This window comes from Variovorax sp. N23, assembly GCF_025486315.1.
GTDB lineage: Bacteria > Pseudomonadota > Gammaproteobacteria > Burkholderiales > Burkholderiaceae_C > Variovorax.
Genome location: NZ_JAOOPY010000001.1, coordinates 431869 through 444960 on the forward strand (window position 1 = coordinate 431869; position 13092 = coordinate 444960).

Consider the following 13092-nt stretch of genomic DNA (forward strand, 5'->3'; position numbering starts at 1 on the left):
ACCACGGGGCCTCTCTTCTTTTCACAGGAAGTATTCGAAGTCGTTCTCGTCGCGGGTGCGGCGTCGCACCCGCAGCACGTGCGCCGGCGTGCTCTGCGGCTCGAGCATGACGTAGTGCCATTCGCCCTGCCACAGGAAGCGCTGGTCGCTCAGCAGGTCGTGCACCTGGAAGGACTGGCCGGCCGGCACACCGATCGATTCGGGCGCAAGGCCGATCCAGCCGGACTGCGCGTTGTGCGGGTCGAGGTTGACGACCGTGACCACCACGTTGCTGCCGTCGTCCGAGGACTTCACGTAGGCCAGCAGCTGGTCGTTCTCGACCGGCAGGAAGCGCAGCGTCGCGTTGGTCTGCAGGGCCGGGTTGTCGTGGCGGATGCGGTTGATGCGCGCGATGAAGGGCGCCAGGCTGTGCGGCATGTCGGTCGGCCAGGTGCGCAGCTGGTACTTCTCCGAATCGAGGTATTCCTCGCTGCCCGCGTGGCGCGGCTTGTGTTCGAGCAGCTCGTAGGCCGGGCCGTAGATGCCGTAGCTGGCCGCCAGCGTGGCGGCCAGCGCCAGCCGCAGGCGGAACATCGGTGCCTCGCCGCTCTGCAACTGCTCGTGCAGGATGTCCGGCGTGTTGGGCCAGACGTTGGGGCGGAAGTAGTCGTGGCCGGGGCCCTGCGACAGCTCGGTGAAGTACTCCGTCAGCTCCTGCTTGGTGTTGCGCCAGGTGAAGTAGGTGTACGACTGCGAGAAACCGAGCTTGGCCAGCCGGTGCATCACCTTCGGCCGGGTGAAGGCTTCGGCCAGGAAGAGAACTTCGGGGTGTTCGCGCTTGATCTCCGTGATGACCCATTCCCAGAACGGGAAGGCCTTGGTATGCGGGTTGTCGACGCGGAAGATCGTCACGCCCTCGGCTATCCAGTGGTCGAACACGCTCTTCAATTCGGTCCACAGCCCCTGCCAGTCGTCGCACTCGAAGTTGAAGGGGTAGATGTCCTGGTACTTCTTGGGCGGGTTCTCGGCGTACTGCACCGTGCCGTCGGGCCGCCAGCGGAACCAGTCCGGGTGCGCCTTGACGTAGGGATGGTCGGGCGCGCACTGGAAGGCGATGTCCAGGGCGATTTCGAGGCCGTGCCTGCCGGCTTCGGCCACCAGGTGCCGGAAGTCCTCGGGTGTGCCGAGCGCGGGCAAGATGGATTTGTGGCCGCCTTCCTCGGCGCCGATGGCCCACGGGCTGCCGACGTCGTCGGGCTCGGTGACGAGTGCGTTGTTCTTGCCCTTGCGGTCGACGCGGCCGATCGGGTGGATCGGCGGGAAGTACAGCACGTCGAAGCCCATCTTCTGGATCGCGGGCAGGCGTGCCTCGACGTCGCGGAAGGTGCCGTGCTCGCCGAGCACGGTGCCGGCCGAGCGCGGGAAGAGTTCGTACCAGCTGCTAAAGCGTGCGCGTGCGCGGTCGACCACCAGCGACAGCTCGGCGCCGTAGCGTGCCTCCAGGCGGCGGTCTGGATAGAGCGACGCCAGGGCTTCCAACTGCTCGTCGAGCGCCAGCGCCTTGAGGGCCGTGCTGGTGACCGTTTCGTCAGCCGCAGCGCGGTCGAGTTCGACCGCCAGGCGCGTGAGCGTGGCGGCGTCGTCGCCCGTGGCACGCCCTGCGGCGGCTGCGACCTCGAGCGCACCGACCTTGGCGGCGATGCGGATGTCGGCATCGTCGACGCGACGCGTCAGCTCGTGGCGCCACGACGCGAAGCCATCCACCCACGCCAGCACCGAGTAGACGTAGCGGCCCGGCACCGGTGGCGTGAAGCCTCCCTTCCACACGTCGTTGTGGAGGAGGGCGAGCGGCGCCTCGTGCACCGTGGTGTCGCCCTCGCGCCACCACTGGACGACCGCGCGCAGCACGTCGTGGCCATCGGTGAAGCAATGGGCCGTGATCTCGAAAGGCTCGCCCGCGATGCGCTTGACCGCGAAGCGGCCGCCATCGACGTTGGGCAGGACCGCGTCGATCACCGCGCGGATGCGGCCTTCCTTGGGCAGGCTGTGCGGATGCGCGATCAACGCGGCGGTCTGTGTTTCGGGGATGGCCGGCGCGGCAGCCGTGGTGCTGTCCCTGGATGCGCGTCCCGGCTTCGCGGCTGGCGTCGGTGTGCTCTTCGATGGGCTCTTAGGCATGGGTCTCAAGCTTCAGGATCAGGGTGGAAAGAGGCGGCAGCGTCAGCGTCAGCGCGTGCGGGTGGCCGTGGGCCGGCAGCGGCGAGGACTCGACCGTGCCCATGTTGCCCCAGCCGGCACCACCGTAGTCGCGCGCGTCGCTGTTGAGCAGTTCGCGCCACAGGCCGGGCAGCGGCACGCCCAGGCGGTAGTTGGTGCGGGGCAGCGGCGTGAGGTTGCACACCACCAGCACCGGGTCGCCGTTGCGCGCCTTGCGCAGGAAGGCGAAGACGCTGTTCTGTGCGTCGTCGGCCTCGACCCACTCGAAGCCTTCGGGCGAGAAGTCGAGCTCGTACAGCGCGGGTTCGGCCTTGTACACGCGGTTGAGTTCGCGCACGAAATGCTGCAGCCCGCCGTGGCCTTGCTGGCCGGTGACCCACCATTCGAGTTCGCCGTCGTGCGTCCATTCGCGCCGCTGACCGAACTCGCCGCCCATGAAGAGCAGCTTCTTGCCGGGGTGTGCCCACATCAGGCCGAACAGCGCGCGCAGGTTCGCGAATTGCTGCCAGGCATCGCCGGGCATCTTGTGGATGAGCGAGCCCTTGCCGTGCACCACCTCGTCGTGCGAGAGCGGCAGCACGAAGTTCTCGTTGAAGGCATAGACCAGCGAGAAGGTGAGCTGGTGATGGTGGTGCCGGCGGTGCACCGGGTCCTTCGCGAAGTACGACAGCGTGTCGTGCATCCACCCCATGTTCCACTTCATGCCGAAGCCCAGGCCACCCATGTCGGTGGGCCGCGAGACCATCGGCCAGGCGGTCGATTCCTCGGCGACCGACACGGTGTCGGGGTGCTCGCGGTAGACCGCGCGGTTGAGGTCGCGCAGGAAGCCGATGGCCTCGAGGTTCTCGCGGCCCCCGTGAATGTTGGGAATCCACTCGCCGGGCTGGCGCGCGTAGTCGAGGTAGAGCATCGACGCCACCGCGTCGACCCGCAGGCCATCCAGGTGGTAGCGCTCGAGCCAGAACAGCGCCGACGAGATCAGGACGCTGCGCACCTCGTTGCGGCCGTAGTTGAAGATGCTCGAGTTCCATTCCGGATGGAAGCCCTGGCGCGGGTCCGCATGCTCGAACAGGTGCGTGCCGTCGAAAAAGGCCAGGCCGTGGGCGTCGGTCGGGAAGTGCGAGGGCACCCAGTCCAGCAGCACGCCGATGCCGCGCTGGTGCATGTGGTCGACGAAGGCCATGAAGTCCTGCGGCGTGCCGTAGCGCGAGGTCGGCGCGAAGTAGCCGGTGGTCTGGTAGCCCCAGGAGCCGTAGAAGGGGTGCTCGGTCACCGGCATCAGCTCGACGTGGGTGAAGCCCATGTCGACCATGTAGTCGGCCAGCCGCTCGCCCAGCTCGCGCCAGCCCAGCATCTGGCCGTCCTGCCGCTGCCAGGAGCCGGCGTGCAGTTCGTAGGTCGACATCGGCGCGTCGAGCGCGTTCTTCGGGCCGCGTGCGGCCATCCACGCATCGTCGTTCCAGGTGTGCTCGAGCGACCAGACGCGCGAGCCGGTGGCCGGCGGCGGTTCGGCGTAGAAGGCGAAGGGATCGGCCTTCTCCAGCACGTTGCCGTTCGCGGCGGAGAAGATGCGGTATTTGTAGACGGCGCCGCGCACGGCTTGCGGGTCGAAGCCTTCCCACACGCCGCTGCCGTCCGCGCGCGGCGCCAGGCGCATCGCGCTGTCGTCCCAGCCGTTCCAGTCGGCGATCACCGACACCGCCTGCGCATTGGGCGCCCACACCGCGAAGCTGGCGCCTCCTCCGGGCTGGAGGTGGCAGCCCATGGTGTCGTGCAGTTTCGCGTGCGTGCCTTCGCGGAAAAGCCAGACGTCATGCTCGCTGAGGCGAGGGGGTTCGATGTGCACGGGTGCGTTCCTTGTTGCGCCGGAAAAGTCCGGCGCTTCCACTTCGGGCCTGAAGCCTTTAGCCTACGCCACCCGCTTGACATCGCGGGCCGCCGAGCGCCCTTCGTCCTGTCGGACAGGAGCTATGTCGGGCTTGAGCCGGGGCCTGGAAGCACTCGGCTCAGGGCAACTCGGCCGCGGCGTGGATCGCCTCGCGCACCCGCGGGTAGATCTGCGCGTTCCACTTGCTGCCGCTGAACACGCCGTAGTGGCCCACGCCGGCCTGCAGGTGGTGCGTCTTGAGGTATGGGCGGATGTTCGTGCAGAGGTCCTGTGCGGCGACCGTCTGGCCCACGGAGCAGATGTCGTCGCGCTCGCCCTCGACCGTCATCAGCGCGGTCTTGCGGATGGCCGCCGGGTTGACCGTGCGGCCGTTCACGGTGAGTTCGCCGCGCGGCAGGTCGTAGGTCTGGAAGACCCGCTCGACGGTCTCCAGGTAGAACTCGGCCGGCAGGTCGTTCACGGCCAGGTACTCGTCGTAGAAGTTGCGGATGGTGTCGGCCTTGTCGGTCTCGCCGTCGACGATGTGCTGGTAGAGCTTCCTGAACTGTTCCTTGTGCCGCTCCGGGTTCATGCTCAGGAAGGCGGTGAGCTGCAGAAAGCCGGGGTACACGCGCCGCATCATCCCGGCGTGCGGGAAGGGCACATGGCTGATGAGGTTCTTGCGGAACCACTCGATGGGCTTGCTGGTGGCCAGGGTGTTCACGCCGGTGGGGTTGACCCGGCAGTCGACCGGTCCGGCCATCAGCGTCAGGCTCTTCGGCGCGGCGGGGTTGTCGTCTTCCGCCATCAGCGCGGTGGCAGCCAGCGCGGCCACGCAAGGCTGGCAGACCGCGACCATGTGCGTGCCCGGGCCGATGGCTTCGAGGAAGGCGATCAGCTGGGTGGTGTAGTCGTCGAGGCTGAAGCCGCCATGGCGCAGCGGCACGTCGCGGGCGTTGTGCCAGTCGGTCAGGTAGACGTCGTGGTCGCGCAGCAGCGTGCGCACCGTTTCGCGCAGCAGCGTGGCGAAATGGCCCGACAACGGTGCCGCCAGCAGCACCGGCGGGTGCACCGCCTTGGTGTTCTTGCGGAAATGCAGCAGGGTGCCGAAGGGGGCGACCAACGTGACTTCCTCTTTGACCGCCACGGGTTCGCCGTCGACCAGCACCTGGTCGATGCCGTAGGCCGGGCGGCTGTGGGTGAGCCGCAGGCGCGAGAAGACCTCGAAGGCCGCGGCCATCTTGCGGCTGGCGCTGTCGGGGCCGGCGCCAGCCCACATGGTTTGACCCATGAACTGCGCCGCGAGCCGCATGGGAGACATCAGATCGCTCTGGTTTTGGTAGGCCCGGTACAGCATGAGGCTGCGTGAAGGCAATTTGCGGGCCAGCACGACCGGCCCGCACGGGCTGTGGCACAGGGCTTGCACACGGGCTGGAACGATTGGGCAACCAGGAACAATGCAATGGCCAAACCCGTCCTCACCATCAGCAGCAAGAACTACGGTGCATGGGCGCTGCGCGGCTGGCTCATGTGCAAGCTGGCCGGGCTCGACGTCAGCGAGAAGGTGATCTCGCCGGACGATCCGGCCATGAAGGCCGAGATGCTGCTGCTGTCGTCGTCGATGCTGGTGCCCTCGCTGCAGCACGGCACGGTCAACGTGTGGGACACGCTGGCCATCGGCGAGTACCTCAACGAGATCAAGCCCAAGGCCGGCCTGCTGCCGGCCGACGCCGAGGCGCGGGCCCACTGCCGGGCCATCAGTGGCGAGATGCATTCGGGCTTCAGCGCCATGCGCGGCTCGCTGCCGATGAACATCAAGGGCCACTTCCCGAACTTCAAGATCTGGTCGCGCGCGCAGACCGACATCGACCGCGTGCTTGCCATCTGGCGCGAATGCCTCAAGCGCTACGGCGGCCCCTTCCTGTTCGGCAAGCAGCCCTGCATCGCCGACGCGATGTATGCCCCGGTCGTGACCCGTTTCCTCAGCTACGACGTGTCGCTGGACCGCGAGTGCGCCGCCTACTGCAAGCGCGTCATGGCGTTGCCGGCCATGCAGGAATGGGTGGCTGCGGCGAAGCAGGAGCCCGATGAAATCGACGAACTGGATGCCGAGTTCTAGCGGGTGGGCGCGCCCGGCGCGGGGACCGGTACCCGCTGACGCCCGAAGAAATGAATACTTGTGGGTAACTTTTATTACACAAAAGAGTACTAAAGGTTAACATTTCGACCTATCATCGCCGGCATCGGCAGCCTGGGTGGCTGCCCGCTGAACCGGAGATGTGTTGTGAAGAACTGCTGGACTGCGGCCGCGGGCCTGACGGTGCTGGTGCTGTGCCTGACAGCGTGTGACGACGGCGCGCGCGCCGGCCTGGAGACGGGCAAGAGCGCGTCGGCCTCCCAGGGCACCAACATCGAAACCGTCATCGTGACCTGGCAGCCGCGGGACAAGACCGCTGAATTCCTCAGCGCCTGGCGCCCGAAGAACTGACCGAATCGGACGTTCCGACAGCGTTGTCGGATCGCTCCGTCCGGGATGCCGCCTGAGCCGCGCAGCCCGACGACACCCGATCCCTGCCTCAAATTTTGTCGAAGAGCCTCAAGACTTGGCGCGCGCTGCCGATAAGTCTTTTGTAGGCATCGAGCGCGGTGCCCAGCCGATGGACACGACTCTGGACGAGAGGATCACATGCAACACGACACCATTCCCATGGGGTCTGCCTTCTCCCAATGGGAAAGCCTGACGAAGGACTACCTGGAAGGCCTGGTGGCACTGCGCCGCCGGGAGCCGGGTGCGTCCGCCAAGATGATGCGCCTGGCGCGCGAGATGCAGGAATGCGAAGCGCGCTGCGGGGGCCCGGTGTACGCCCCCCCGCCCCGCGTCGAAGCGCAGCCGGCGGCCCCGGCCAAGCCGATCCAGCGCCAGCGGGCCGACAAGGACCCGGCGCCGGGCTTCTGGACCAGCGCGTTCGGGACCTTGCTCGGCGTCAGCCGGCACGCCGCCCACGGCGGACGAGACGCCACCGCCCGCTGACCTGTTGCCGCCGTCCCCCTTCTCATGAGGGAGGCAATGCGAGATACTGTATTTAAATACAGTACCTCATGGCCGACCATCTCATCCCTCTCCAGGCCCTCAAGGGCCGCGGCGCCGCCAGCCGGCTGCCGCACCGTTTCGAGCGCGACGTGCGCGACGACTTCGACGACGGCTGGAACACGTTGCAGGACGATGCCGCCGAAGGCCTGCCGCCGCTGCAGACCGAGGTCCGCTTCGAGGACGTCAAGTCGGTCCTCGGCGAGAACGATTCCCCCGACATCCCCTTCGACCGTTCGCTCAACCCCTACCGTGGCTGCGAACACGGCTGCATCTACTGTTTCGCCCGGCCGACGCACAGCTACCTCAACCTGTCGCCCGGCCTCGACTTCGAGACCAAGCTGATCGCCAAGCGCAACATCGCCGAGGTGCTGCGCGCCGAACTGGCCCGCAAGAGCTACCGGCCGAGCCACCTCGCCATCGGCACCGCCACCGACTGCTACCAGCCGATCGAGCGCGAGCTGCGGCTGACCCGCTCGGTGCTGGAGGTGCTGCGCGAGGCGCGCCACCCCTTCGGCATCGTGACCAAGTCGAGCGCGGTCGAGCTGGACCTCGACCTGCTCGCGCCGATGGCCGCCGACCGATTGGCTGCGGTCTACGTCACCGTCACCACGCTCGACGGCGATCTGGCCCGCAAGCTCGAGCCGCGCGCCGCCGCGCCGCACCGCCGGCTGCGCACCATCCGCACGCTGGCCGAGGCCGGCGTGCCGGTGGGCGTGAGCGTGGCGCCGCAGATCCCCTTCGTCACCGAAGACATGGAGCAGGTGCTCGAAGCGGCCTGGGAGGCGGGCGCGCGCTGCGCCTTCTACACGGTGGTGCGGCTGCCCTGGGAGGTCGCGCCGCTCTTCAAGGAGTGGCTCGAACTGCACTACCCGCAGCGGGCCGCCCGCATCATGGCGCGCATCCGCGAGATGCGCGGCGGCAAGGACTACGACGCCGACTTCGCCACCCGCATGAAGGGCAGCGGCCTGTGGGCCGACCTGATCCGCCAGCGCTTCGAGAAGGCGACGAACCGCATCGGCTTCAACCGGCAGCGCATCGCGCTGGATCTCGGCGCCTTCCGGCCGCCGGGTGTGGCGGGGCAGGGCAGCCTGTTCTGACGGCTGCGCGGCGGCCTCAGCCGGCCATCAGGTCGGCCACCTGACGGCGCAGCGACGCGTTCTCGGCCTCGAGCTCCGCCACGCGGCGGCGCAGCGCCTGGATCTCGTCGACACCATCCTCGGCATCAGCCGGTGCGGCGTCATCGGCCGACGGTTCACGCGGCTTGCGCTTGGCGTCGCGCACGCGTTTGGCCGCCTGCTTGAGCTCGTCCTTGCCGGCGACCACCGCAGCCTTCTGTTCCTCGGCCGGCAGGCTGGCGACGGCGGCAGCAGCGTTGAGCGAGATGGTGCCGGCCTTCACGGCCTCGACCAGCTCCGGCGCGGCCTGCTTCTGGATCTTCTCGATCATCACGACCTGGCTGCTGCTCAGGCGCGCGGCCTTGGCGATCGCCTCGCGGCTGTTCATCGGTGCCGGCGGCGGCTCGTCGACGTCGAAGGGCGGGCCGTCGTCGGCGCTGGCATCGGCGGTCGCAGGCGCCGCCGCGCGGGCGCGCCGCTCGGCCACGATCTCCCGCTTGCGCAGCGCCAGCACGCCGCGCTGAAAGTCCGACACGCTGCGCCGGCCCAGGTGCTGGTCGATCATCCACAGGTGCACATCGTCGATGCTGCGAAAGCGCGGGTTCTGCACCGTCTGGAACGGCAGGCCGTGCTTCTGGCAGATGCCGTAGCGGTTGTGGCCGTCCACCAGCACGTCGCCCCACAGCACGAGCGCATCGCGGCAGCCCTCGGCCAGCAGGCTGCGTTCCAGCGATTCGTATTCGTCCGGCGTCAGCGGGTCGATGTAGGCCTTGAGTTCTTCGTTGACGACGATGTCCATGGATGCGCGATTCGGGAAGCGGGAGAAGGGGCGCGATTGTAGTGAGGGCGCCCCGTGCCTCAGCTCGACAGCGGCATCGGCACGAGCCTGGCGGCGTCCAGGCCCAGCCGGTCCATCACGTGCATCGCCGCGTAGGCGTCGTTCGCGGCGTAGCGCACCTGGCCTTCGGACAGCCGATGGGAGGCCCAGTTGGAGGTCGACTGCTTGCGCGACTTGACGAACTGCTGGCCGAACAGCAGCGCGATGGCCGACTTCACGCCGACCGCGTCGCGGTAGCCGCGGCGCTTGAAGACGGTGTCGAGGTCGAGCACGGCCTGCGGCTCGACGCCCAGCGTGCGGCGGATCTGCGTGCGATCGCCGGCCAGGCCGAAGCCGACCTTGACGAGTGCGCTCGACGCGATCAGATGGGCCGCCGCCGTGCGGCAGACCGGCTCGTGCACCTGGAACACCCAGGCCCGCTCGAGCGAGGCGAACTGCACCGTGTGCGGCCCGGTCGAGATTTCGTTCTTGAGGAAGGTGGGCTTGGATTCGGTGTCGAAACCGACCACGTTCAACGCACCCAGTTCAGCCAGCGCCTTCTCGGCCTGGATCGCGGTCGTGATCACGTCGATGTCGTGCAGCGTGAGGCCGGGAAACACGTCGAAGGCGGCGATCTCTTCGCGGGTCGGCAGGGGCGGCGGGGCGGTGTTCATGGTGCTTTCTTTGTCTTCGCCGCCGACCTCGGCGCCTTGGCGCGTGGGGGCCGGGGCGCTTGTCCGGAGCGCATCGCCGCCTCCCAGGCACGGCGGCCCCACAGGGCCGCGAGTTCGCGGTCGTCGAAGAGGTCGGCGGGCGCCTCGCGGTACGACATCTGCATCGTCCTGCCCTGGCGTTCGTAGCAGAAGGCCGGCGCCTTCAGCGCGTCGAAATGGGGGGCGCTCTCGGCATCGACCTTGAGGTAGAGCGTCTCGCGCACGACCAGCCCGATCATTCGGCCTTCGTGGAACAGCCCGTGGCCCCCGAACATGCGCCGCGCCTGGACGCGGCCGAGCCGCTCGAACACCTCCGGCAGGCTGTCGGCGAGCCCGGCCATGCTCAGGCCTTCAGCAGCTGGGCGTGATGGACGAGGTGGTCGGCCATGAAGCTCTGGATGAAGTAGTAGCCGTGGTCGTAGCCCTCGTGCCGGCGCAGCGTCAGCGGCTGGCCGATGGCGTGGCAGGCGGCCTCGAACAGATGCGGGTGCAACTGCTCGGCGAGGAATTTGTCGCCCAGGCCCTGATCGACCAGGATGCCGGCGGGGTAGGGCGCGACCGGCTGGTTCTCCATCAGGACCGTGGCGTCGTGCTCGATCCAGCGCGTGCGGTCGGCGCCGAGATAGCCGGTGAAGGCCTTCTCGCCCCAGGGGCAGCGTGTGGGCGCGCAGATCGGCGCGAAGGCCGACAGCGACTTGAACAGGCCGGGGTGCCGCAGCGCCAGCGTGAGCGCGCCATGCCCGCCCATCGAATGGCCGGTGAGGCCGATGCGCTGCGGATCGATCGGGAAGGCGGTACCGAGCAAGGGCAGCAGGTCGCCGATCAGGTAGCTTTCCATGCGCCAGTGCGTGGCCCATGGCGCCTCGGTCGCGTCGAGGTAGAAACCGGCGCCGACGCCGAAGTCCCAGCTGTCCGATTCACCGGGCACGTTGGCGCCGCGCGGGCTGGTGTCGGGCGCGACGAGCGCGAGGCCGAGCTCGGACGCCAGGCGCTGCGCGCCGGCCTTGACCATGAAGGTCTCTTCGTTGCACGTCAGCCCGGCAAGATAGATCACGGCCGGCACCGGGCCGTCGGCGGCCTGCGGCGGCAGGAACACCGAGAAGCGCATCGGCAGGCCGATCTCGCCCGAGGCGTGTTCGTGGAAGGTCTGCGTGCCGCCGAAGCAGCGGTGTTCGGACAGGGTCTTGAGGGAAGCGGTCATCGGCGATGCGGGGAAAGAAGCTCGAGCACCGCGTCGGCGAAAACGCGCGGCGCCTCCTGCGGCATGTTGTGGCCCACGCCGGGCAAGATGCGGTGCGTGCGCGGGCCGGTGAAGTGGTGGCCCTGGTCGGCGGTGCCGGCGGGCGACGTCACGCCGTCGTCGGCACCGTCGAAGGTGATCGACGGCACGCGGATCTCGGGCATCTTGGCCAGCGCGGCCTGCAGGTCGGCATAGGCCGGGTCGCCCTCGGCCTTGCCGTAGCGGTGCCGGTAGGAGTGGATCACGATGTCGACGAAATCCGGGTTGTCGAAGGCGGGCGCCGTGCGCTCCCAGGTTGCGTCGTCGAAGGCCCAGGTGGGCGACCAGAGCCGCCACAGCAGGCGGCACAGGTCGCGCCGATTCTGCGCCAGGCCCGCGCGGCCGCGCTCGGTGTGGAAGTACCACTGGTACCAGTAGCGGAATTCGTTCTCGGGCGGGGCCGGCTCGCCGGCATGCGCGATGTTCTGCACCTTGTAGCTGTTGAAGGACACGAGCCCCGTGCAGCGCTCGGGCCACAGTGCTGCCGCCACGCAGGCGGCCGTGCCGCCCCAGTCGTAGCCGGCCAGTACGGCCGCGGGAATGGCCAGCGCATCGAGCAGGGCGCGCAGGTCGGCGGCGAATGCAGCCTGCTCGCCCGAGCGCGGTGTGGCCGCATCGACGAACTGGGTCGGACCGAAGCCGCGCAGGTAGGGCACGACCACACGACAGCCCGCGTCCGCGAGGACCGGCACCACCTCGGCGTAGGCGTGCACGTCGTAGGGAAAGCCGTGCAGCAGCACGGCGGGCGGCCCGCCCTCGGGGCCGCTCTCATGGAAGGCGATGTCCAGCACGCCAGCGTGCACGCGGCGCAGCGGGCCGAGCATCGCTTCAGTCATACAGAACCACGCCGCGGATCGACTCGCCGCGCTTCATGAGGTCGAAGCCCTTGTTGATGTCTTCCAGCGGCATGGTGTGCGTGATCAGGTCGTCGATGTTGATCTTGTTTTCCATGTACCAGTCGACGATCTTCGGCACGTCGGTGCGGCCGCGGGCGCCGCCGAAGGCCGAGCCCTCCCAATGGCGGCCGGTGACCAGCTGGAACGGACGGGTGCTGATCTCGGCGCCGGCCTCGGCCACGCCGATGATGATGCTGCGCCCCCAGCCCTTGTGCGTGCATTCCAGCGCCTGGCGCATCACCTTCGTGTTGCCGATGCACTCGAAGCTGTAGTCGGCGCCGCCGTCGGTCAGTTGCACGATGGCGTCGACGATGTTGCCGCCGACCGCCTCGATGTCCTTCGGGTTGAGGAAGTGCGTCATGCCGAACTTGCGCGCCATCGCCTCGCGCGCTGGGTTCAGGTCGACGCCGATGATCTTGTCGGCGCCCACCATCTTCGCACCCTGGATCACGTTCAGGCCGATGCCGCCGAGGCCGAACACCACCACGTTCGCGCCGGCTTCCACCTTGGCCGTGAAGATCACCGCGCCAATGCCGGTGGTCACGCCGCAGCCGATGTAGCAGACCTTGTCGAACGGCGCGTCTTCACGGATCTTGGCCAGCGAGATCTCCGGGGCGACCGTGTAGTTGCTGAAGGTCGAGGTGCCCATGTAGTGGAAGATGGGCTTGCCGCCCATGCTGAAGCGGCTGGTGGCGTCGGGCATCAGGCCCTTGCCCTGCGTGCCGCGGATCAGCTGGCACAGGTTGGTCTTGCGGCTCAGGCAGAACTTGCACTGGCGGCATTCCGGCGTGTAGAGCGGAATGACGTGATCGCCCTTCTTGAGCGTGGTCACGCCGGGGCCGACGTCGACCACGATGCCCGCACCTTCATGGCCGAGGATCGCCGGGAAGATGCCTTCCGGATCGGCGCCCGAGAGCGTGTAGTAGTCGGTGTGGCAGATGCCGGTGGCCTTGATCTCGACCAGCACTTCGCCGAACTTCGGCCCGTCGAGGTCGACGGTTTCGATGGTCAGGGGCTGGCCCGATTGCCAGGCGACGGCGGCTTTGGTTTTCATGCGAAGGTCCTAGAGGAATGGGGTGGCGGCTCGACCGCGGACCCCCAAGCTTAAAACGGTTCGG

The 13092-nt window shown here is 68.2% G+C and carries 13 protein-coding genes; 4 read left to right on the plus strand and 9 right to left on the minus strand.

The window, feature by feature from the left end:
* Positions 1–21: 21 nt before the first annotated feature.
* The 3 genes from N8A90_RS02040 to N8A90_RS02050 form a co-directional block, all read right to left on the minus strand.
* Positions 22–2157: an alpha-1,4-glucan--maltose-1-phosphate maltosyltransferase gene (locus N8A90_RS02040; protein WP_262072971.1), complete on the minus strand. Its 2136-nt coding sequence runs from the start codon at positions 2155–2157 to the stop codon at positions 22–24.
* Complete coding sequence (glgB, locus tag N8A90_RS02045) at positions 2150–4042, minus strand: 1,4-alpha-glucan branching protein GlgB (RefSeq protein ID WP_262072972.1); 1893 nt, start codon at positions 4040–4042, stop codon at positions 2150–2152. Before glgB ends, N8A90_RS02040 begins: the two co-directional genes overlap by 8 nt.
* A 160-nt stretch (positions 4043–4202) precedes the next feature.
* The gene (locus tag N8A90_RS02050) at positions 4203–5420 is read right to left on the minus strand and encodes a polyhydroxyalkanoate depolymerase (RefSeq protein WP_262073145.1); all 1218 of its coding nucleotides are present in this window, start codon (positions 5418–5420) and stop codon (positions 4203–4205) included.
* A 105-nt stretch (positions 5421–5525) separates the two neighbouring features.
* Between N8A90_RS02050 and N8A90_RS02055 the strand changes: the two genes are divergently transcribed.
* The 4 genes from N8A90_RS02055 (at position 5526) to N8A90_RS02070 (ending at position 8251) form a co-directional block, all read left to right on the plus strand.
* On the plus strand, positions 5526–6182 hold the full coding sequence (locus N8A90_RS02055) for a glutathione S-transferase (RefSeq protein WP_262072973.1): 657 nt from the start codon (positions 5526–5528) through the stop codon (positions 6180–6182).
* 165 nt (positions 6183–6347) lie between these two features.
* The gene (locus tag N8A90_RS02060) at positions 6348–6551 is read left to right on the plus strand and encodes a hypothetical protein (protein WP_262072974.1); all 204 of its coding nucleotides are present in this window, start codon (positions 6348–6350) and stop codon (positions 6549–6551) included.
* Positions 6552–6749: 198 nt separating this feature from the next.
* Entirely contained in the window at positions 6750–7094 is a 345-nt protein-coding gene (locus N8A90_RS02065; RefSeq protein ID WP_262072975.1) for a hypothetical protein, read from the plus strand.
* 68 nt (positions 7095–7162) lie between these two features.
* A complete protein-coding gene (locus N8A90_RS02070; RefSeq protein WP_262072976.1) occupies positions 7163–8251 on the plus strand; it encodes a PA0069 family radical SAM protein in 1089 nt (362 codons plus the stop codon).
* A 16-nt stretch (positions 8252–8267) separates the two neighbouring features.
* Here the strand turns inward: N8A90_RS02070 and N8A90_RS02075 are convergent, their stop codons facing one another.
* From N8A90_RS02075 to N8A90_RS02100, 6 genes are read right to left on the minus strand one after another with little or no spacing between them, the layout of a single operon-like run.
* On the minus strand, positions 8268–9068 hold the full coding sequence (locus N8A90_RS02075; RefSeq protein WP_262072977.1) for a plasmid replication/partition related protein: 801 nt from the start codon (positions 9066–9068) through the stop codon (positions 8268–8270).
* A 59-nt stretch (positions 9069–9127) separates the two neighbouring features.
* Positions 9128–9760: a 3'-5' exonuclease gene (locus N8A90_RS02080; RefSeq protein WP_262072978.1), complete on the minus strand. Its 633-nt coding sequence runs from the start codon at positions 9758–9760 to the stop codon at positions 9128–9130.
* A complete protein-coding gene (locus N8A90_RS02085) occupies positions 9757–10140 on the minus strand; it encodes a TfoX/Sxy family protein (protein ID WP_262072979.1) in 384 nt (127 codons plus the stop codon). The genes N8A90_RS02080 and N8A90_RS02085 overlap by 4 nt, the downstream gene beginning before the upstream one ends.
* A gap of 2 nt (positions 10141–10142) precedes the next feature.
* Positions 10143–11000 carry an S-formylglutathione hydrolase gene (gene fghA / locus N8A90_RS02090; RefSeq protein ID WP_262072980.1) on the minus strand — a complete coding sequence of 286 codons (858 nt, stop codon included), beginning with the start codon at positions 10998–11000 and terminating at the stop codon, positions 10143–10145.
* Positions 10997–11914: an alpha/beta fold hydrolase gene (locus N8A90_RS02095; RefSeq protein WP_262072981.1), complete on the minus strand. Its 918-nt coding sequence runs from the start codon at positions 11912–11914 to the stop codon at positions 10997–10999. The genes fghA and N8A90_RS02095 overlap by 4 nt, the downstream gene beginning before the upstream one ends.
* On the minus strand, positions 11907–13028 hold the full coding sequence (locus N8A90_RS02100; RefSeq protein WP_262072982.1) for an S-(hydroxymethyl)glutathione dehydrogenase/class III alcohol dehydrogenase: 1122 nt from the start codon (positions 13026–13028) through the stop codon (positions 11907–11909). The genes N8A90_RS02095 and N8A90_RS02100 overlap by 8 nt, the downstream gene beginning before the upstream one ends.
* Positions 13029–13092 lie beyond the last annotated feature (64 nt).